At 54.0% G+C, this 21,868-nt stretch carries 16 protein-coding genes; 7 read left to right on the forward strand and 9 right to left on the reverse strand.

Annotated features, from left to right (window positions below):
• Position 1: 1 nt before the first annotated feature.
• Complete coding sequence (gene rcsB, locus ACZRKO_RS09750; RefSeq protein ID WP_463736991.1) at positions 2–652, forward strand: response regulator transcription factor RcsB; 651 nt, start codon at positions 2–4, stop codon at positions 650–652.
• An 85-nt stretch (positions 653–737) separates the two neighbouring features.
• Here the strand turns inward: rcsB and rcsC are convergent, their stop codons facing one another.
• Together rcsC and gyrA are read right to left on the reverse strand one after the other, a co-directional pair.
• Positions 738–3,608, reverse strand: coding sequence for a two-component system sensor histidine kinase RcsC (gene rcsC, locus ACZRKO_RS09755; protein WP_463736992.1), 2,871 nt, complete (start codon positions 3,606–3,608; stop codon positions 738–740).
• A 130-nt stretch (positions 3,609–3,738) separates the two neighbouring features.
• Positions 3,739–6,414, reverse strand: a complete 2,676-nt coding sequence (gene gyrA, locus ACZRKO_RS09760) for a DNA topoisomerase (ATP-hydrolyzing) subunit A (RefSeq protein ID WP_463736993.1) — start codon at positions 6,412–6,414, stop codon at positions 3,739–3,741.
• Positions 6,415–6,716: 302 nt separating this feature from the next.
• Here gyrA and ubiG point away from each other — a divergent pair, with 302 nt between their 5' ends.
• The 5 genes from ubiG (at position 6,717) to ACZRKO_RS09785 (ending at position 12,275) form a co-directional block, all read left to right on the forward strand.
• Positions 6,717–7,454, forward strand: a complete 738-nt coding sequence (ubiG, locus tag ACZRKO_RS09765; protein ID WP_463736994.1) for a bifunctional 2-polyprenyl-6-hydroxyphenol methylase/3-demethylubiquinol 3-O-methyltransferase UbiG — start codon at positions 6,717–6,719, stop codon at positions 7,452–7,454.
• Positions 7,455–7,944: 490 nt separating this feature from the next.
• Complete coding sequence (gene nrdA / locus ACZRKO_RS09770; RefSeq protein WP_463736995.1) at positions 7,945–10,227, forward strand: class 1a ribonucleoside-diphosphate reductase subunit alpha; 2,283 nt, start codon at positions 7,945–7,947, stop codon at positions 10,225–10,227.
• Between the two features lie 63 nt (positions 10,228–10,290).
• The gene (nrdB, locus tag ACZRKO_RS09775) at positions 10,291–11,421 is read left to right on the forward strand and encodes a class Ia ribonucleoside-diphosphate reductase subunit beta (RefSeq protein WP_463736996.1); all 1,131 of its coding nucleotides are present in this window, start codon (positions 10,291–10,293) and stop codon (positions 11,419–11,421) included.
• Positions 11,422–11,682: a class I ribonucleotide reductase maintenance protein YfaE gene (gene yfaE, locus ACZRKO_RS09780; RefSeq protein WP_463736997.1), complete on the forward strand. Its 261-nt coding sequence runs from the start codon at positions 11,422–11,424 to the stop codon at positions 11,680–11,682. It abuts the gene before it with no gap.
• A 317-nt stretch (positions 11,683–11,999) separates the two neighbouring features.
• Positions 12,000–12,275 carry a hypothetical protein gene (locus tag ACZRKO_RS09785; RefSeq protein WP_463736998.1) on the forward strand — a complete coding sequence of 92 codons (276 nt, stop codon included), beginning with the start codon at positions 12,000–12,002 and terminating at the stop codon, positions 12,273–12,275.
• A 150-nt stretch (positions 12,276–12,425) separates the two neighbouring features.
• Here ACZRKO_RS09785 and ACZRKO_RS09790 read toward each other — a convergent pair whose 3' ends face one another.
• Together ACZRKO_RS09790 and ACZRKO_RS09795 are read right to left on the reverse strand one after the other, a co-directional pair.
• The gene (locus ACZRKO_RS09790) at positions 12,426–13,631 is read right to left on the reverse strand and encodes a nicotinamide mononucleotide deamidase-related protein YfaY (protein WP_463736999.1); all 1,206 of its coding nucleotides are present in this window, start codon (positions 13,629–13,631) and stop codon (positions 12,426–12,428) included.
• Positions 13,632–13,761: 130 nt separating this feature from the next.
• A complete protein-coding gene (locus tag ACZRKO_RS09795; protein WP_463737000.1) occupies positions 13,762–14,307 on the reverse strand; it encodes a YfaZ family outer membrane protein in 546 nt (181 codons plus the stop codon).
• 362 nt (positions 14,308–14,669) lie between these two features.
• On the opposite strand from ACZRKO_RS09795, the gene ACZRKO_RS09800 reads away from it, so the two are divergent.
• Positions 14,670–16,103: a catalase gene (locus ACZRKO_RS09800; RefSeq protein ID WP_463737001.1), complete on the forward strand. Its 1,434-nt coding sequence runs from the start codon at positions 14,670–14,672 to the stop codon at positions 16,101–16,103.
• A gap of 71 nt (positions 16,104–16,174) precedes the next feature.
• Here ACZRKO_RS09800 and menE read toward each other — a convergent pair whose 3' ends face one another.
• The 5 genes from menE to menD are packed head-to-tail and all read right to left on the reverse strand — an operon-like array spanning position 16,175 to position 21,857.
• Positions 16,175–17,548, reverse strand: coding sequence for an o-succinylbenzoate--CoA ligase (menE, locus tag ACZRKO_RS09805; protein ID WP_463737002.1), 1,374 nt, complete (start codon positions 17,546–17,548; stop codon positions 16,175–16,177).
• Positions 17,536–18,534: an o-succinylbenzoate synthase gene (menC, locus tag ACZRKO_RS09810; protein WP_463737003.1), complete on the reverse strand. Its 999-nt coding sequence runs from the start codon at positions 18,532–18,534 to the stop codon at positions 17,536–17,538. Before menC ends, menE begins: the two co-directional genes overlap by 13 nt.
• The gene (gene menB, locus ACZRKO_RS09815; RefSeq protein ID WP_463737004.1) at positions 18,534–19,391 is read right to left on the reverse strand and encodes a 1,4-dihydroxy-2-naphthoyl-CoA synthase; all 858 of its coding nucleotides are present in this window, start codon (positions 19,389–19,391) and stop codon (positions 18,534–18,536) included. The genes menC and menB overlap by 1 nt, the downstream gene beginning before the upstream one ends.
• Positions 19,378–20,175 carry a 2-succinyl-6-hydroxy-2,4-cyclohexadiene-1-carboxylate synthase gene (menH, locus tag ACZRKO_RS09820; protein ID WP_463737005.1) on the reverse strand — a complete coding sequence of 266 codons (798 nt, stop codon included), beginning with the start codon at positions 20,173–20,175 and terminating at the stop codon, positions 19,378–19,380. The genes menB and menH overlap by 14 nt, the downstream gene beginning before the upstream one ends.
• A complete protein-coding gene (gene menD, locus ACZRKO_RS09825) occupies positions 20,172–21,857 on the reverse strand; it encodes a 2-succinyl-5-enolpyruvyl-6-hydroxy-3-cyclohexene-1-carboxylic-acid synthase (RefSeq protein WP_463737006.1) in 1,686 nt (561 codons plus the stop codon). Before menD ends, menH begins: the two co-directional genes overlap by 4 nt.
• Between the last annotated feature and the right edge of the window lie 11 nt (positions 21,858–21,868).

A 21,868-nucleotide genomic window follows, 5' to 3' on the forward strand; every position in this document is an offset into this window, starting at 1 on the left:
CATGAATAATATGAACGTAATTATTGCTGATGACCATCCTATTGTCCTGTTTGGGATCCGTAAATCACTCGAGCAAATTGAATGGGTGAACGTCGTCGGCGAGTTCGAAGACTCTACCGCACTGGTCAACAGTCTGAGCAAGCTGGACGCTCATGTGCTGATCACTGACCTGTCGATGCCTGGCGATAAATACGGTGATGGCATCACGCTTATCAAGTACATCAAACGCCATTATCCTCAGCTGTCTATCATTGTGCTGACCATGAACAATAACCCGGCGATTTTGAGCTCGGTAATGGATCTGGACATTGAAGGGATTGTACTGAAACAAGGTGCGCCAACAGACTTACCAAAAGCTCTGGCCGCCCTGCAAAAAGGCAAAAAATTCACGCCGGACAGCGTGGCGAAATTGCTGGAAAAAATCAGTGCCAATGGTTATGGCGATAAACGTCTTTCACCTAAAGAAAGTGAAGTTCTGCGTCTGTTCGCTGAAGGTTTCCTGGTGACGGAGATCGCTAAGAAACTCAACCGCAGCATCAAAACCATCAGTAGCCAGAAGAAATCAGCCATGATGAAACTGGGTGTTGAGAATGATATTGCGCTGCTGAACTACCTCTCTTCAGTCAGCTCACAACCGGTTGACCGGGGCTGAGCCTGACGCGAAAGCAGTATCAGGAAGTTTCAGAGTCAATTATGTAAAAAAGGCACCGGGAAGGTGCCTTTTTTGTGGGTGGCGTTTACTGAGTATCCCGCGAGCGGCGTACTATTTTGCTATAATAGGCTAGCGTATCGCGCAGCGTTTCAAGGGTGACCGGTTTTGACAGGCAGTTATCCATACCCGCTTCCAGACAGCGCTGACGTTGTTCGGCCAGCGCATTGGCGGTAACCCCGATCACCGGTAGCGTATAGCCCAGTTCACGCAGTTTCTGGGTCAGGCCGTAGCCGTCGAGTTTCGGCATGTTCACGTCGCTCAGTACAATATCGACAGTGTGAACTTTAATGGCGTCCAGCGCATCCATACCATCGTTAGCCGTAACGACCTGATAGCCCATCGAACTGAGCTGATCGGCCAGCAAACGCCGGTTGATGGGGTGATCGTCCACCACCAGCAGGTGAATATCACTGTTGTCCTGAATCGCCTCCGCTCCCTGCGCTGGCAACGTCATGCCGCTCTCTTCTGCCGGGTCGACCAACTGATAGATACGGTTAAGCAGCGCCGTCACTTCCAGCGGTGTCGATGTACTGTGAACCCAATAGCCTGGTCGGGTTTCCTGCGGCGGCCCGATATGGTCGATAGAAAACTCGATCTGCGCCGTCAGAGGGCCAGTGTGAATCAACGACATATCGGCGATCAGCACATCGTCAGGATGGCTGACGCTGTCGTTTTGCCGCCGTTGTACATCGGCACCCTGATGACGCAGTAGCTGCATCAGGTAGCTTTCCAGATAGGCGTTACGGATAGCCAGCCACAGCGTTTTCCCCTGCCACAGGTCCAGTGGCTGTTCCGACGGGAAAGTCGCGCCGTAGAGCGGGATGCGCACGGTAAACTGGCTGCCCAGACCTGGCTCGGAATCGACTGAGATATCGCCGTCCATCAGGTTAATCAGTTTTTCACAGATAGCCAGCCCAAGGCCGGTTCCCTGGAAATGACGCTGCACGCCGGTACCGACCTGGAAGAACGGATCAAACAGCCGGGTTATCTCTTTTTCCGGAATACCGCAGCCTGTATCGCGGATCTGGAATTCCATGTAATTGCCACAGGTGCGCGCATGCAGCACGATACAGCCGGTATCGGTAAACTTAATGGCGTTATTGAGAATATTGGACAACACCTGTTGCAGGCGCACCGGATCGCCCTGGAATGACATCGGTACGTTGTGCTCAATGAAACAATAGAGCCCCAGATGTTTTTTCACCACCAGCGGCAGATAGTTACCGGCGACGTGAGTGATCACTTCGCGGCAGGAGAACTCCTGCGGTTCAATTTTCAGCTGTTCAGACTCAATTTTCGAGAAGTCGAGAATATCGCTGATGATTTTCAGCAGCAGTGCCGAGGAGTTATTCATCGCCGTGACCAGACGGTCAACCCCTTGCGGCAGCCCCTGAGTTTGTAATAAATCCAGGTTACCGATGATGCCGTACAGCGGCGTACGCAGTTCGTGGCTGACGGTGGCGAGGAACATCGATTTCGACTGACTCGCCTGCTCCGCTGCGTTCGCCATCTCCTGCAGGGACTCTTCCATCTTGACGCGCGCACTGACGTCAATCAGTACGCAAATCGCCACATCCTCGTTGCGGTAGCGCGAATGCACAAAGCTCAGCTGGATGTTGTTGTTATCTTTGGTGATCACATCGACAAAATTGACCTGCTGATCGCAGATGATGCGCGTGATGCGCTGGCGGTCTTCCGCCGTGAGCATGTTGATGTAGTTATGCGCCAGCTCGTTGCTGAGAATGTTAACGCCATCGCTGATGCGTAAAATGGAGATCCCAACCGGCGCCGAAGCCACAATTTTATGGTTGAACTGCTCGTGCTCTTCGAGGCGGAAGGCATTCTCTTCCGCAGGCAGGAACATTTTCCGCTCGAACACCCACGCCAGAATAAACAGCAGCAGCGCCGAGAAAATATTCAGCAGCACGGCATTAAAGATAAGGATCTTAAAGCGCTCAATCACCGTATTAAACGGCAGCGAATAGACTACGCTCAGGCCCGATGGCGACAGCGGCTTTTTATATACCAGATCGTTATAGCCGTTCATGTAACCGAAATAGGTCGGGTCTTCAGGATAACTGCCCAGTAGCGAGGCGTAGCGTTCTCCTTCAAAGAAGCGCAGCAACGGTTGATTGTTGGCATCAAGCAGCGTCACGCCGGTATGTTGTGAACCGGCGGCGACCATATCCTCCAGACGCAGGGTCTGCTGGATACCCATCAGCGCTTCCAGTTTGTTGCCGACATAAATTGGCGTCAGCACGTACAGATAGCCCAGATCTTTGTTCGGGCCGGACGACACCCAGTAGAGGCTGTTCTCTTTATCCTGACTCTTACCGTTACGGTATTTCAGAATCTTCTCATGCAGTGATTTCAGTACCGCGCTGTTTTCGCGCTCAATCGGCAGGCTGCTCAGGCCAAAGTCCACCATGCACAAGCTCTCACCGCCAATGAAAAAAACCCGGTTAAGGTCGTAAGCATCGGAGAAGTTATCCTTCCAGTAATGGATCATATTACCGAGCGAATTCAGTGAATTTCTGTAGCTGTCATTTAGCTGGGAACAGTCGGACTCGGAGTAAAGCGGATGATAGGTCGGCGTGATGTTTTTACTGCTGATGACACCGTTGATGATGTCGAGACCGTTCATGGAATCGCTAAGGCGCTTCTCGGCCATGTATTTGATATCCCGCATGATATCAGCGGAATTTCGGATGTAGCTCTGCGCCTGATCGTAGTTGAGGTTGTCCTCATCACGAATTTCAGACTCTTTGGTATGGAAAATATTCAGCACGTAGAACGTCGTCAGCAATGCGCCAAGTGACCACAACATGAAGGCCAGAACCCGGAAAAGATAACGGGAAATTCTGAGCGTTGTTCGAAACGAGGTAAGATATTTCAAAGGGCTACCATTAACATTGCGACGTCACCACGGCGGAAAACGGCCATCAGAATACACTATTGCCACAAAGACTAAAAAGAAAGGGCATAACATGTTGCCATGCTATGCCCTGTTTCAACGCGCCTGAAACTTATTCTTTCTCAGAATCCGCTTCGTCTGAATCGGCATCATCTTCGATAGTTTCATCGTCAGATTCTGCTTCATCTGGCAGGTCGCTCGCCTGAGCGGCTTCCAGTTCACCTTCTTCGGTCGCTACGCCGTCGAGTTCTTCGTCTTCGACAGGCTCAGCCACACGTTGCAGGCCAACCACATGTTCGCCTTCAGCAGTACGGATAAGCGTTACACCCTGGGTGTTGCGGCCGACGGTACTGACTTCAGAAACACGGGTACGAACCAGCGTGCCGGCATCGGTGATCATCATGATCTGATCGGCTTCATCCACCTGAATCGCGCCAACAACCGGACCGTTACGCTCGCTCACTTTGATCGAGATAACGCCCTGTGTTGCACGGGACTTGGTTGGATACTCAGCCGACTCGGTACGCTTACCGTAGCCGTTTTCCGTCACGGTCAGGATACAACCTTCCCCGCGAGGAATGATCAATGATACAACGCTGTCGCCGGTACCCAGACGGATACCACGAACGCCGGTCGCCGTACGGCCCATCTTACGCACCGCTTCTTCGGAGAAGCGCACCACTTTACCGGCAGCAGAGAACAGCATGACTTCATCTTTACCGTCAGTCAGGTCAACACCAATCAGCTCATCACCCTCGTTGAGGTTGATGGCGATGATGCCAGCGCTGCGTGGACGGCTGAAATCAGTCAGTGCGGTTTTCTTAACGGTGCCGCTGGCGGTTGCCATAAATACATGGCGACCTTCTTCGTACTCACGTACCGGCAAGATAGCGGTAATGCGTTCGTTCGGCTCAAGTGGCAACAGGTTGACGATTGGACGACCACGCGCACCACGGCTGGCCTCTGGAAGTTGGTAAACCTTCATCCAATACAGACGACCACGGCTGGAGAACATCAGAATGGTGTCGTGGGTGTTGGCCACCAGCAGGCGGTCGATGAAATCTTCTTCTTTGATACGTGCTGCAGACTTACCTTTACCACCACGGCGTTGCGCTTCGTAGTCGGTCAGAGGCTGGTATTTCACATAGCCCTGATGCGACAGCGTAACCACAACGTCTTCCTGATTGATCAGGTCTTCGATGTTGATATCGGAGGTATTGGCAGTAATTTCGGTGCGGCGCGGATCGCTAAACTGGTCACGAATGGCTTCCAGTTCTTCACGAATGACTTCCATCAGACGATCTGGGTTTTCCAGAATGAAGATAAGCTCTGCGATTTGCGTCAGCAGTTCTTTATATTCATCCAGCAGTTTTTCATGCTCAAGGCCGGTCAGTTTCTGCAAGCGCAGATCCAGAATGGCTTGGGCCTGCTGTTCGGTCAGGAAGTATTTACCTTCGTGAATGCCGAACTCTGGCTCCAGCCACTCAGGACGCGCAGCATCATCGCCTGCACTGGCCAGCATGGCAGCGACATTGCCCAGATCCCATGAACGGGAAATCAGGCCCGCTTTCGCTTCGGCCGGAGATTGCGCTGCACGGATCAGTTCAATGATCGGCTCGATGTTAGCCAGAGCAATCGCCAGTGCTTCAAGGATATGAGCACGGTCGCGGGCTTTACGCAGTTCGAAAATAGTACGGCGTGTAACCACTTCACGACGATGGCGGACAAACGCGGACAGGATGTCTTTCAGGCCAAGAATTTTTGGCTGACCCTGATGCAGGGCAACCATGTTGATACCAAACGTAGTCTGCAACTGCGTCAGGGAGTAGAGGTTGTTCAGAACCACTTCACCCACGGCGTCACGTTTGATTTCAATGACAATACGCATACCGTCTTTATCAGACTCATCGCGCAGGGCACTGATGCCTTCAAGGCGTTTTTCCTTCACCAGCTCGGCGATCTTTTCGATCAGACGGGCTTTGTTCACCTGATACGGGATCTCGTGAACGATGATGGTTTCGCGGCCAGTTTTCGCGTCAGCTTCTACTTCCGCACGGGCGCGAAGCAGAATTTTGCCGCGACCGGTACGGTAGGCTTCTTCAATACCACGACGGCCATTGATGATGGCAGCCGTTGGGAAGTCCGGGCCAGGGATGTGTTCCATCAGCCCTTCGATGGTGATGTTTTCGTCTTCGATATACGCCAGACAACCGTTGATAACTTCATTGAGGTTATGTGGCGGGATGTTGGTGGCCATACCGACGGCAATACCTGAAGAACCGTTAACCAACAGGTTAGGAATACGGGTCGGCATTACGGCAGGGATCTGCTCGGTGCCATCGTAGTTCGGCACAAAGTCGACGGTCTCTTTTTCTAAATCGGACAACAGTTCGTGTGCGATTTTAGACATACGAATTTCGGTATAACGCATGGCAGCAGCGGAGTCGCCGTCTACCGAACCGAAGTTACCCTGCCCGTCCACCAACATATAGCGAAGGGAAAAAGGCTGAGCCATACGTACGATGGTGTCATAAACCGCAGTATCACCGTGCGGGTGATATTTACCGATAACGTCACCGACCACACGGGCCGATTTCTTATAGGCTTTGTTCCAGTCATTACCCAGAACATTCATTGCGTAAAGTACGCGGCGGTGCACCGGTTTTAAACCATCTCGCACATCTGGCAGCGCACGTCCGACAATAACGGACATGGCGTAATCCAAATAAGAGTTTTTCAGCTCTTCTTCGATGCTTATCGGTGTGATTTCTCTGGCAAGGTCGCTCATGGAGCTGCTATCCCTCTACTGATTATTCATGGCCGCTGCCTGCTTAGGCATTACTTATGCGTTACTTATGTGCACATATAGCTAGCTAGCGCAAAGGTGTAAAACTATACCACAAAGCGGAGATCTGTGGAAAAGAACCTCCCTTTTTACCCACTATTATCCAGCGATTATCAAACCTTTGCCACCGCCCCTGATAAAAGACCGCCATTCGCTCAAACAGTGAGCAGAAAGACAAAACTGAAACCTGCCAGCAGGAATATGTATAATCTGGCTTAACGAGGAATAAGGAGTTCATCACACTCATGAATACAGCATCGAATGCCAACACGCAGAACATTGACCACGATGAGATCGCCAAATTTGAGGCCGTCGCGTCGCGCTGGTGGGACCTTGAGGGCGAATTCAAACCGCTGCACCGCATCAATCCCCTGCGCCTGAACTACATTCTCGAACGTGCCGACGGCCTGTTTGGTAAGAACGTTCTCGACGTGGGCTGCGGCGGTGGCATTCTGAGTGAAAGCATGGCGGTGGCTGGTGCAACGGTTACCGGGCTGGATATGGGGGGTGAGCCTTTACAGGTTGCCCGTCTGCATGCGCTGGAAAGCGGCGTGAAGGTTAATTACATCCAGGAATTCGTGGAAGCGCATGCCGACGCACACCCACAGCAGTACGATGTGGTGACCTGTATGGAGATGCTCGAACACGTGCCGGATCCGGCATCGGTCGTCGCAGCCTGTGCGCGTCTGGTGAAACCGGGCGGACACGTCTTTTTCTCCACCATTAACCGCAATAACAAAGCCTGGCTGATGGCGATTTTCGGGGCAGAATACGTGCTCAAAATGGTGCCCAAAGGCACGCATGACATCAAAAAATTCATCAAGCCATCGGAACTGCTGGCAATGGTTGACCGCACGCCGCTGTTTGAACGCCACATAATGGGTCTGCACTACAACCCGCTGACCGACCATTTCAAGCTCGGGCCAAATGTTGACGTAAACTACATGATTCATACGCAGGCTCTGGCGACGCAGCCAGAATAACGTCAGCGTCAAGCGAGTAAGTTTCATTCCGGACGCAGAACGCGTTTTTGCAGGTTATTATGACGTCCGGATTATCAGTAAAAGCTTACTTTTTATCGCTTTGGCGCAGCATAACTGCGCAACATGTTTTTTTAGAATAGTTATCTCCATCGATATAGCGTTTTTTTCTAACGTTTAAGAAACCGGCAGTTGATCAACTTTTCAAAAAATATAAGAAAATCGTATCGAAGTTATTGACACTCCTTTGGTCCCAGCAACCACGTACGCTTCAGGCTCGCCTCGCAAAATTCTCCCCAACTTATCCACAAAATCGGCCATTTTGTTCACTTGCAAAAGCCCCACTCAGACACTATCTTGTCATCAGAAAACAACAAACCCACAATATATTGTGTTTATATCCTGACCACCACACTACGGACGAGTGCAGCCCCCTCCTGTCTGTATTCGTGCGTGGTCAGCCTGTTTATAGACCTCTAAGGTACAGCCCCTCATGAATCAGAGTCTTCTTGTTACTAAACGCGATGGCCGTAAAGAACGCATCAACCTTGATAAAATTCACCGGGTCATAGACTGGGCAGCCGAAGGCTTGCAAAACGTCTCCGTTTCACAAGTTGAACTCCGCTCCCATATCCAGTTTTATGACGGTATTAAAACCAGCGATATTCATGAGACCATTATTAAAGCAGCGGCTGACCTAATATCCAAAGATGCCCCGGATTATCAATATCTGGCCGCGCGTCTGGCGATTTTCCACTTGCGTAAAAAAGCTTATGACCAGTTCGAACCCCCGGCCTTGCTCGCGCAAGTGACCCGCATGGTCGAAATGGGCAAATATGACAAACATCTGCTGGAAGACTACACGGCTGAAGAGTTCGAGCAGATGGACAGTTATATTGATCACTGGCGTGATATGAACTTCTCTTACGCCGCGGTCAAGCAGCTCGAAGGCAAATACCTGGCGCAAAACCGCGTCACCGGCGATATCTATGAGAGTGCCCAATTCCTCTACATTTTGGTAGCCGCCTGCCTGTTCTCCGGCTACCCGCGTGAAACCCGTCTGGATTACGTAAAACGTTTCTACGATGCAATCTCCACCTTTAAGATCTCGCTGCCAACGCCAATCATGTCCGGTGTCCGTACCCCGACGCGTCAGTTCAGCTCATGCGTGCTGATTGAGTGCGGTGACAGCCTCGATTCTATCAATGCCACCTCCAGCGCCATTGTGAAATACGTTTCCCAACGCGCCGGTATCGGCATCAACGCCGGTCGCATCCGTGCCTTGGGCAGCCCGATCCGTGGCGGTGAAGCGTTCCATACCGGTTGTATCCCGTTCTATAAGCATTTCCAGACGGCGGTGAAATCCTGTTCACAGGGCGGCGTGCGCGGCGGTGCAGCGACGTTGTTCTACCCGATGTGGCATCTGGAAGTAGAAAGCCTGCTGGTTCTGAAAAACAACCGTGGCGTTGAAGGCAACCGCGTCCGTCATATGGACTACGGCGTACAGATCAACAAACTGATGTATCAGCGTCTGGTGAAAGGTGGCGACATCACGCTCTTCAGCCCGTCCGACGTACCCGGCCTGTATGACGCGTTCTTCGCCGATCAGGACGAGTTCGAACGTCTGTATGAGAAATATGAGCAAGACAGCAGCATCCGTAAGCAGAAAGTGAAAGCCGTTGAGCTGTTCTCACTGATGATGCAGGAACGTGCTTCTACCGGCCGTATCTACATTCAGCACGTAGACCATTGCAACACCCACAGCCCGTTTGATCCGGCCATCGCGCCTGTCCGCCAGTCCAACCTGTGTCTGGAAATCGCGTTACCGACTAAACCACTGGATGATGTGAACGACGAAAACGGCGAAATCGCGCTGTGTACGCTGTCGGCCTTCAACCTTGGCGCTATCGAAAGCCTCGACGATCTGGAAGAGCTGGCAGTCCTGGCCGTTCGTGCGCTCGACGCCCTGCTCGATTATCAGGATTACCCAATCAAAGCCGCTAAACGTGGCGCGATGGGCCGTCGTACTCTGGGTATAGGCGTCATTAACTACGCCTATTATCTGGCGAAAAACGGCGTGCGTTACTCCGACGGCAGCGCCAACAACCTGACGCACAAAACGTTCGAAGCCATTCAGTACTACTTGCTGAAAGCCTCTAACGAGTTGGCGAAAGAGCAAGGCGCCTGCCAGTGGTTCAACGAAACCACTTATTCACAGGGCATTATGCCAGTGGATACGTACAAAAAAGATCTGGATGCGATTTGCAACGAACCGCTGCATCTCAACTGGGATAAGTTGCGTGAAGACATCAAAACGCACGGCCTGCGTAACTCCACGCTCTCCGCACTGATGCCATCAGAGACCTCTTCGCAGATCTCCAACGCCACCAACGGCATCGAGCCACCACGTGGCCACATCAGTATCAAAGCGTCGAAAGACGGGATCCTGCGTCAGGTGGTGCCAGAGTATGAGCGCCTGAAGGATCAGTACGAACTGCTGTGGGATATGCCAAATAACGACGGCTACCTGCAACTGGTTGGCGTGATGCAAAAATTCATCGACCAGGCGATTTCGTCCAACACTAACTATGATCCGTCGCGCTTCCCGAACAGCAAAGTACCGATGAAACAGCTGCTGAAAGACCTGCTGACCGCCTACAAATTCGGCGTCAAAACCCTGTACTATCAGAACACCCGTGACGGTGCGGATGACGTACAGGAAGACATGAAAGCCGACGTGGCTGACGACTGCGAAAGCGGCGCCTGCAAAATCTAATCATCTGTTTTGTATCATCATTTAAACAAAGCCCCTTAACAGGGGCTTTTGTCCGAGGACAATATGGCTTATAGCACTTTCTCTCAGAACAAAAATAACCAGCTGCTGGAACCGATGTTTTTCGGTCAGTCCGTCAACGTCGCGCGTTTCGACCAGCAGAAACATGAGATTTTTGAGAAGCTGATTGAAAAGCAGCTCTCCTTCTTCTGGCGCCCGGAAGAGATCGATGTCTCCCGCGACCGTATCGATTTTCAGGCGCTGCCGGAACATGAAAAGCATATCTTCCTCAGCAACCTGAAATACCAGACGCTGCTGGACTCCATTCAGGGCCGCAGCCCGAACGTCGCCCTGCTGCCGCTGATTTCTATTCCGGAACTGGAAACCTGGGTTGAAACCTGGGCGTTTTCAGAAACGATCCACTCTCGCTCTTATACCCATATCATTCGTAATATTGTGAATGACCCTTCGATTGTATTTGATGACATCGTCACCAACGAAGAGATCCTCAAGCGCGCGAAAGATATCTCCGGCTACTACGATACACTGATCGAAATGACCAGCTATTACCATCTGCTGGGCGTAGGCACGCACACCGTCAACGGCAAAACGGTTGTGGTAAATCTGCGCGAGCTGAAGAAAAAACTCTACATCTGCCTGATGAGTGTCAATGCACTGGAAGCCGTGCGTTTCTACGTCAGCTTCGCCTGTTCCTTCGCATTCGCCGAACGTGAACTGATGGAAGGTAACGCCAAGATCATCAAAATGATCGCCCGCGACGAAGCCCTGCACCTGACCGGCACCCAGCACGCGCTGAACCTGCTGCGTTCAGGCCAGGACGATCCGGAAATGGTTGAGATTGCCAAAGAGTGTGAGCAGGAGTGCCATGACCTGTTCGTGCTAGCGGCGCAGCAGGAAAAAGACTGGGCGGAATACTTGTTCAAAGACGGTTCAATGATCGGCCTGAACAAAGACATTCTGTGTCAGTACGTGGAGTACATCACCAATATCCGTATGCAAGCCGTTGGCCTGACTGCACCGTTCAAAACCCGTACCAACCCGATCCCATGGATCAACGCCTGGCTGGTGTCTGACAACGTGCAAGTTGCGCCGCAGGAAGTGGAAGTCAGCTCTTATCTGGTCGGCCAGATTGATTCAGAAATGAATGCCGACGACCTGAGCGATTTTGAGTTCTAAATGAGCCAACGGACCGTCACACTTTCTGCCAATGGACAACAGCTCGCCTGCCTGGCGGGCCACCGAAATTTGCTGGAAGTGTTCGAAGATCACGACGTAGACGTTGAGTACCAGTGTCGTGAGGGTTATTGCGGGTCATGCCGTATGCGGCTTGTAAGCGGGGAAGTCACTTACAGTGAGAAACCGCTGGCGTTCATCCCGGAAGGTGACGTCCTTCCATGCTGTTGCCTTCCCGTTGGGGATGTAGAACTCGAGTTCTAAGTAGACCTTGGGCCGCGGCTCAAACGCGCTTTAAGGTCAAGGTCGTGGCCGCCGGGCCACACCGGGGTAAGGGGATTGAAACGAATCCCCTTACCAATCCCGCGTTTTTTTTCACTCCGTTGCTGCGCAAATCACAATGGACCTGTTTCAGGTGCCAAAGTGATCGCCGCAAACGCCGCCGCTGCGCGGTTCTCTCATTTCGGGTTACAACCCGCTCGAATAAATTCCTCTCGCGGTTTTCCACCGCTCACTCGACGTCGTTTTGAATGCGGCACACTGGCATTTAAATCGAAAGTGGTTCTGTTGGATTGGATCGAATGAATTGGGTTGGTTGGTTGGTTGGTTGGTTGGTTGGTTGGTTGGTTGGTTGGTTGGTTGGTTGGTTGGTTGGTTGGTTGGTTGGTTGGTTGGTTGGTTGGTTGGTTGGATTTTATCTTTTGCCCTACATAGCCAGTAAACCGCATTCAAAAATGGCGCTGAGCAAACGGTTCGAGACCTATGGCTCGAAGCCCGTAGCGAAGGAACCGCGCAGCGGCGGCATTTTGCGGTGTGAACAGAACCCGCTGAAACATGTCCATTCCAACCCGCGATAGCGCGCAGTTAAAAAAGGTCGGATTCTTAAGGCCCGAGCGACTGCGGGCCTTAAGGCGGGTTTGGGTAGCAACCCAAGGTCTTGGTCGGTGTGGGCCGACGCCCACGACCTTAAGGCGGGTTTGGGCGGCAGTCCAAGGTCTTGCGCCCCGCTATGCCTTAGCAACCCTCTCTAACCACGGGTAATCCGCCACCGGATCCCATCCATTCAAATAACGCCGAAGCATATCCATCGCGACCATCGCAATAGTCTCCTGACGCAGCGTCAGACCATGGCGGCTGGCGGTGTAACGGATGGTTAACCCACTGGTGCCCGACGGCGTGTGTAGCGCCAGACTCAGCTCCTCACCCGACATTGCACCGACGGCCAGCGCCAGCGGTACGCCACTCTTTTCGGCCAGACGCTGTGCGCGTGCCAACGTGTTTTCCAGCGATTTCTCTGGTGAGGCTTCGGCATCAGCAGGTAACAGCTCGCCACCGGCCAGCGGTACATCAGCACTTTGCAGGCGCCAGTTGAGCAGGCCGCCGGTGTAACTTTCGCTGATCGATACCCGCAAATTCTGCTCCAGCAAACGCTCTGCCAAACGCGCAGGCAAACTGCCGAACCCTTCAAAAATAGTGCTCTCCCCTGCTACTTCGCGCACACGCTCAAAAGCGTTATGGATCGCCACTTTCTGCGAACGCGGCCCCGTCACTTTCAGCTCAATGATAGGCGAAGAAGAGCGGTACCCCATGGTTACCCCCTCCGGCAGGACCATGGCGTCCAAATCAGTAGCAAGGTCGCTTTCGCCACGGCCGAACGTGGTCAGACGCAGGCATAATGGCGCTTCAAGAGCCGGGAATTTCTTGTGCAGACGCGGAACAATTTGCTGCTCCACCATCACTTTAAACTCGGAGGGTACGCCAGGGGTGAAGAAAATCTGACAGCGGTTGAGCGTAATGCTGAACCCACAGGCTGTTCCAACCGGGTTATCGAGCACCTCGGCACCGGCGGGGATTTGCGCCTGTTTGCGGTTTGACTCGGCCATTGGCCGGCCGCGTCCGGCAAAGAAGGCCTCCATTTTGCGGATCCAGTCGGCGTCTTCCACCAGATCAACACCACACGCAGTGGCGGCTGCCAGCGCGCTTAAATCGTCGCTGGTCGGCCCAAGGCCGCCGTTGACGATCAGCACGTCAGCGATGTGGCTGCGCTCTTTCATCACGTTGACCAGGTCTTCCAGGCTGTCCCCTACCGTCTCGCGGCTGGTCATTGGCAGGCCTTCATCAAACAAATAACTTGCCAGCCAGGCGGCGTTAGAGTCCACAATTTGGCCATGCAAAACTTCTTCGCCCGTACTGAGCATCTCGACCCTAAGCATCACTCTCTCCTCTCGTTTTATCCCTCCACTGTAGAAAGGCTGGCGCTGAAAAACAATCGCATAGGCACAAAGTGATATGACAGGCGAAAAAAAAGCCCGCTAGGCAGGCTTTTATGTTTGGAGGTATTACTTAAAAATTAATCGCGCCGCCAACATACGCACCATCGGCGATGATGTTGTCACGGTTGCCGTCTTTGCCATCCAGCGCCATATAGCGGTAACCCACGCTCACGGTAACCAGTGGAATAGCGGTCAGACGCACGCCAGCATTCCCTTCTTTGTAGTTGCCGATGCCGCTGGAGAGAGAGTCCGGAGAGTAGTAGTAGTCGCCATACAGCGCGAACATCCCACCGATTGGCAGTTGCAGACCACCACCTACTGCGGCGGCATAACCTTCGTCACCGTCTTTCGGGTTGGTATACAGACCTTTACCGCCGACGGTGGCCATCATTGGGCCTAATGGGATGTTATAACCCAGGCCAAGACCTGCCACATCGCCGTCATCATCGTTGTGGGTCCAGTCGCCGCTCAACGCCAGGCCTGGCGTTGTGGTACCAAAACCCGCGCCCAGATGGGTGTAATGTTCGCCAACTTCACCGTTGACACTAATGGCGCTGGCAGAGGCTGCAACCAACATCAGACTGGCAGCTGCGCCAGCGACAAAAAGTTTTTTCATGTTCATTCCTGAATTACTCATTAAACGGTAGGTAAACCATCGACCGAAGTCTAAAGCAAATCAGCACCATGCAACAACAATCATTACTTTTTAACATCAGTTTCAACGCAAAAAATTGTAAGGAATATCCACAGTATTTATGTGATGAACTATTCTGATTGGAATGATAACTCAGGCCTATTTGCCCCGCGTCAACATGAGGGTTAAAACATAAAGGTAGAGTGAACTGCACCAGGAAAGGTGAACCTCACGGAAGGATACCGTACTGCGCCACCGATTTTCGGGGCTTGATTGCTCCCTTTATTTTTAAGAATGCCACCCGATTAACGATCTTAACTACAACTACTGGAAGGATTTCGCCCATGAAGAAAAAAGGATTAACCACCGCAGCCGGTGCTCCCGTTGTTGATAATAATAATGTGATCACAGCCGGTCGCCGTGGACCACTATTGTTGCAGGATGTCTGGTTCCTTGAAAAGCTGGCGCATTTTGACCGCGAAGTGATCCCTGAACGTCGTATGCACGCTAAAGGTTCTGGTGCCTACGGGACATTTACCGTGACACATGACATCACCAAATTTACCCGCGCCAATATTTTTGCTGAAATTGGCAAGCAGACCGAAATGTTTATCCGCTTCTCCACCGTAGCCGGTGAGCGTGGTGCAGCAGATGCAGAACGTGATATCCGCGGTTTCTCGATGAAGTTCTACACCGAGCAGGGCAACTGGGATCTGGTAGGCAACAACACTCCCGTGTTCTATCTGCGTGATCCGTTGAAATTCCCTGACCTGAACCACGTTGTTAAACGCGATCCGCGCACCAACCTGCGTAACCCGGCATACAAATGGGACTTCTTCTCCCATCTGCCAGAATCTCTGCATCAGCTCACCATCGACTTCAGTGACCGCGGCCTGCCAAACTCCTATCGCCACATTCACGGTTTCGGCAGCCACACCTTTAGTTTTATCAATGCTGAAAACGAGCGTTTCTGGGTGAAATTCCACTTCGTCTGCCAGCAGGGTATTGAAAACCTGATGGATGAAGAAGCAGTGAAACTGGTCGGCGAAGACCGCGAAAGCTCCCAACGCGATCTGTATGACGCTATCGAACGCGGGGATTTCCCACGCTGGAAATTGTTCGTGCAGATCATGCCAGAACATGAAGCCTCAGAATTACCATACAACCCGTTTGATCTGACCAAAGTCTGGCTACACGGAGACTACCCGCTGATCGAAGTGGGTGAGTTTGAATTGAACCGTAATCCGGAAAACTATTTTGCCGAAGTTGAGCAAGTGGCAATGAGCCCGGCGAACGTCGTCCCTGGTGTGGGCTTCTCACCGGACCGTATGCTGCAGGGCCGCTTATTCTCCTACGGCGACGCGCATCGCTACCGTCTGGGTGTCAATCATCACCAGATCCCGGTTAATGCACCAAAATGCCCGTTCCATAACTATCACCGTGATGGTGCCATGCGTGTGGACGGCAACAGCGGCAATGGCGTGACGTATGAGCCAAACAGCGCCGGTCTGTTCCAGGAACAACCTGATTTCAGCGAACCCCCGCTGACGATTGAAGGCGCAGCCGATCACTGGAATCACCGTGAAGACGACGACTATTTCACTCAGCCACGTTTGCTGTTCAACCTGCTGTCTGATGAAGAGCATCAGCGCATGTTTGGTCGCATCGCCGGGGAACTGAAACACGCCTCACCGGAAACGCAAAAACGCCAGCTCGACCTTTTCTATAAGGTCGATCCGGCCTATGGCGCCGGTGTGGAACAAGCCCTGAAAGCCTGATTGATGTAATTCGAAGTAAAAGGGCCGCCTTGTGCAGACAGGGCGGCCCTTCTTTTTGCGTCAATAGGTCATCAGATGGGCTGACTTTCTAGCCACAGCTTAAGTTTTTGACGGGAAATTTTAATGCCCCCCTGCGCAGCCTCCAGAGGCAACGTGTAATAGCGTACTGGCTGCTGGAAACGGGCCAGTTTCCCTTGCAGCCACGCAGTCAGTTGTTCAAACGTCAAATCCGGGTGAGAGTCCACCAGCGCTACCGGCCGCTGGCCAAACTCGGCGTCATTCAGCGGCAGTACAAATGCGCGTTCTACCTGCGGATGTGACTCAAGCACCCGCTCAATATCTTCCGGCTGAATGCCCTCTCCCGCGCTGAAAAACAGATTATCCAACCGCCCCGCAATATGCAGTTCATCATCCTGCCACTCACCGCGATCGCGGGTATGGAACCAGCCTTCAGCATCGGTTAGCGGCGTCAGTGCGCCATGTTGCCAGTATCCGACGGCCAGGCTTGGCGTGCGGATAAGCACCTCACCGTCCACCAGCATCACCTCTTTACCGGCCAGTGTATAACCGACACCTGACGTCCCATCGGCGCGTTTGGCCGTGACGGTCGATGCTGTTTCCGTCAGCCCGTAGCCGCACCAGCAACGGATACCGGCCCGTTCAGCCTGTTCGGTGAGCTCCTGAGCAATGTGCGCGCCGCCCAGTAATACATCCTGCAAGTTTGCCGGAAGCGCGGGTTGCTGCAACAAACGCCAGAGTTGGGTCGGAACCAGCGAAGCATGGCTGCAACCTTCCAGCGCGGTTTCCAGCGGTTCACTGTCCGTCAGCACCAGCGTGGCACCGGCCCTGAGCCAGCGCCAGATAATCCCCTGCCCGGAGACGTGGAATAATGGCAGGGAAAGCAACCAACTGTGGTTCTGCGTAAACGGAATCAACCCGAGTACGCCCTCAGCGCTGGCGAGGTGCGCCTGTGTGCTGTGCGCCGCTGCTTTCGGCAACCCGCAGGAGCCGGAAGTAAGCGTCAGCGTTGCTACACGCTGTGGCTGCCACACGGCATGATTTCGTCCAGGAGCGGCATAACATAGTTCAAGCGCAGGCCAATTGAGCCCTAAAGACGTGTCACTAAGATCAAGGATAAAAGTGATATTCAGTGATGGCAGCAGCTCGGCACATAAAGATACGGGTAACTGCGGGTTCAGTGGCAAAAGCCGGGCGCCGGTTTGCAGCAAGGCCAGATAAGCCAGCAACGCATCGGGGCTGTTTTTACTGCGTAACACGACACCGGTGCCTTCACAGACCCCCTGTTGAATAAACCCCGCAGCCAGCGAATCCACACGCTGCTGTAAATCATGCCAGCACCACGCCATTTCGCGTGTTTTGAGCGCGATGGAAAACGACGTCCGGTCAGCCCATTCGCGCCAGGGCCAGTTATCTATCCCTGCCATATCGGATCCAGTTGGTCTGCATTTATTAATGGTAAAGATGACTCAGGCCAGCGGCGTACCAGCTGTGCCTGCATCAGATCGAGCGTATCCAGCCCTGGAAGGGTATCCGGAGTCAGCCACGCCGCCATGCGCGCCAACTGGTTCAGTCCAAGGCTGGATTCAATACTGGAGCTGACCACCGCCTGCAATCCGGCGCGGTGCGCCTGAGAGATCAATTCCCGGCAACGGGTCAGACTGCCGGTAAGGGTCGGTTTGATAATAATGGCTGCCAGCCCCGGTTCAGCATGGACCTCGAAGCCGCTTTCTCGCACACTCTCATCCCAGGCAATGGCAATTCCGGTGTCGCGGGCAAATTCACGCGACTGCTCACGGGTATTGCAGGGCTCTTCGATAAAAGCGAGTCGTGGCCGCAACTCAGGCGCCACATAACGCGCGAAAGCCGCGGCTTTGCTGGGAGTCCAGCTGCGGTTGGTATCCAAACGCAGGTGGAGATCAGGCAGGGCTTCCAGCAGCATAGTGACATTCAGACCATCGCCCACGGCTTCATACAGCCCCACTTTGACCTTCGCGATTTTTTTACCCTCAACGTCTGCGGGCAGTGCGTCAAGGCGGGCATACAGTTCATCGGGGTCGCCATGACACAACGGCGCGCTGCGGGTGCTGGCGGCTGGCGGTAACAGCGCCCTCAGTTCGGCATCGGCCATGCTTAAACCAAAAGCCACCGACGGCAGCGCGCCAAACGCCGAAGCTACCGCGCTGAGCGATGCACCCTGCAACCATTGCGCCAGCGCGTGCTGCGTGGCCTGCTGCGCCTGTTCCAGACTTTCCTGGCTGAATCCCGGCAGCGGCGCAATCTCGCCCCAGCCCGTTTTGTCATCCTGCCACAGCTGCACCAGCAGCCCGTCGCGGAATTTCAGCCGTTGATTTCGCAACACCACGCCAGCCTCCATTGGCAGGCTGTACCGGTACACCGTGGCGCGGCGCATTATGGATTACGCTTAAATTTACTGAAGTCCGGCTGGCGTTTTTCGTTAAACGCGTTGCGGCCTTCCTGACCCTCTTCGGTCATGTAGAACAGCATGGTGGCGTTACCCGCCAGTTCCTGCAAACCAGCCTGTCCGTCGCAGTCAGCGTTCAGCGCGGCTTTCAGGCAGCGCAGTGCCATCGGGCTGTTTTCGAGCATTTCGCGGCACCAGCGAACAGTCTCTTTTTCCAGATCGGCCAACGGAACGACAGTGTTAACCAGCCCCATATCGAGCGCGGCAGCAGCATCGTACTGGCGGCACAGGAACCAAATTTCGCGAGCTTTTTTCTGGCCGACGATACGGGCCATGTAAGAGGCACCCCAGCCGCCGTCAAACGAGCCAACTTTCGGGCCAGTCTGGCCGAAAATGGCGTTATCAGCAGCAATAGTCAGGTCACACATCATATGCAGCACATGACCGCCACCAATGGAATAACCGGCCACCATCGCTACCACTGGTTTCGGGCAGGTACGGATCTGACGCTGGAAGTCGAGCACGTTAAGATGATGCACGCCACTGGCATCCTGATAGCCGCCGTAGTCGCCGCGGACTTTCTGGTCACCGCCCGCACAGAAGGCCTTGTCGCCTTCACCGGTCAGCACAATCACACCGATGTTGTCGTCATGGCGTGCATCGTCCATCGCGCGGATCATCTCTTTCACGGTCAGCGGACGGAACGCGTTACGTACCTGCGGACGGTTAATGGTGATCTTCGCAATACCATCGGTCGATTTGTGATAACGGATATCTTCAAATTCGCCCGTAAAATCCAGCCATTCAACCGGCGCGTAGAGTAGTTTTTCATCAGGATAGATCATGTTCTATTTCCTTTAAGACAGGTGAAGAAATCAGTGCCAGCGCCTGACAGGCAAACTCCGCAGGATTGGCGCGATGGGCGTTATGCCCGGCATTGGCGATGAGTCGCAGCGGGAAATTCGCCTGCTGCGCGAGGGTGATAAATTTCAAATCATGGTTGCCGCATAGCCAGACGACCGGCAGCGCCAGACGTGACAGACGCTCACGCAGGTCAGGCTGTACCGCCAGCGATGTAGCAGTGAACATGGCTGCCAGCGCAGAAGGAGTATTGTTGAGCCGCAGAGCGACCAGAAGTTGGCGCTGCTCATCGGTGAGGTCGCTAAACACCGGCTGGCGATACCAGAGCGACAGCACCTGCGCCATAGGCTGAAAGCGAAAACGTGTAGCCCATAACTGGTCATGGTGGCGGCGCTGCTGGCGGTCACGCAGGCTTTTCAGACCAGGGTGTGCCCCTTCGACTATCACGCCGCATAAACCGCGAATGTCGCCGTGGCTGGCGTGATACAAACTGATGCGCCCGCCGAGGGAATAACCGATCAGCCAGTGGTCATGAATGCCATGCTGTTGCAGCGTTGAACTGAGCTGCTGGCTGACGTCGGCAAAGCCCGCGGCGGTAATACCCGCCGACGCGCCATGGCCCGGTAAGTCAATCAGCAGGCAAGGCCAGTCGGAAAACCACGGCATCAGCGTCTGCCAGTCATCACCACTTCCGAGCAAGCCATGCAGGAAAATCAGCCAGGGTTTACCGGTAATATGTCCGTTAACCCGCAGGCAGGAAAGTGTCATACGTTCCCTGCCTGTGTGACCAAATCACGCAATATTTCAGCGCCGTCAGTCGGGCTGACTTTCAGTTCAATCAGCGTCACGCCGCCCTGTTGCCAGCACGCATTCACCGCGTCGGTCAGCCCGGTGAAATTGTCCGGGCTGGCATAATTAAGCCCGAACATGGCTGCCGCGTGGCTGAAGTCGACATTTTGCGGCATACAGTAAAAACGCTCGCGCTGCGCCTGCGGAGTGGGCAGCAATGAGAAAATCTGGCCGCCGTTATTGTTCACGACGATGATCACCGTCGGAGCAGAACACTGACGCATCAGCGCCAGCGCATTGAGATCGTATAGCGCGGAGAGATCGCCTATCAGCACCAGCGTCGGTTTTGCCGTTGCACGCTGTACGCCTGCGGCCGTGGAAATCAATCCATCAATACCGCTGGCCCCGCGGTTGGCAAAGACCGGATACCCGGCGGGTAACTGCGCCAGCGAATCCACCAGACGCACCACCAAACTGTTGCCGAGAAACAGCTGGCCGTTCTCCGGCAGCAGCGCAGGGAGACGCTGCGCCAGCGTGGCTTCACCAAAATGTGTTGCCAGACGTCCCTGCATGTTTTCGCACGTCAACTGGGACAGCAATCCCAGCGCCGCTGCCCAGGGAACCTGCGGTTGCACCGGATGCATAGCCAGCCATTCGCCGACCGGCACTTGTAAACGGCGCCCCCGGTGCTGCGCCGGATCAAGACGGCCCGGCAGCGGATCAATCAGCCAGTATTCAGGCGGCTGGCAGTTGGACTGCCATTGCAACAGGCGCTTGCCTGTCAGACTGCCGCCAAACTGAACCACCAGTTCGGCCTGTGCCAGGATCATTTTAGCCTGAGGACTTGCCAGCCATAAATCAGCATAAGGTAGCGGATTGCCGGTTTGTGACTGCACATCGCTGAGCAATGGCCAGCCAAGAGTTTGCGCCCATGTTGCTAGTTGCAGTCCTTCCTGCGGCCCCATTCGACCAGCGATGATCACACCGCGTTTTTGCCTCCATTCTGCCCAGTCTAGCTGAGCAGCGTGTGGCCGGGGCGCACAATAACGCAGCCACGGCTGGTCATCCTGCCACCAGTCGCCAAGGCTTTGGGACCAGTCGAGAAAATCGTCACCTTCTTCGCCATACAGCGGTTCGGCAAAGGGGCAGTTGATATGCAACGCACCATGATTCAGTGCAAAGATGCCGTTGTCGATGGCGGATACCAGCCATTGAGCGCTGATATCCGGCGTCGGACGTGGCAGATTTAGCGTTTGTTGGGCATGGCTGGCGAACATCTCTGGCTGGCGAATCGCCTGGTTGGCACCACAGTCAATCAGCTCCGGCGGCCGGTCAGCGGTCAGCATGATCAGACGTTCACCGGTCAGCCCGGCTTCAATTATGGCGGGATAAAGATTCGCCACCGCCGTTCCCGACGTGACAATGACTGCTACCGGCTGCCCGCTGGCTTTTGCCAGTCCCAGCGCCAAATGACCGAGGCCACGTTCGTCAAAATGCGTGTGGCAAATCAGGCGCGGATTCGCGGCGGCGGCCAGTGTCAGCGCCGTCGAGCGTGAACCGGGCGCGATACAGACGTGCTGCACCTGATGACGGCTTAGCGCTTCGAGGATCAGCGTTGCCCAGCGGCGGTTGAAGATGGCGGTAGAAAGCGTCGATGACATGAGTGACTCCG

This window comes from Ewingella sp. C233 (assembly GCF_055407225.1).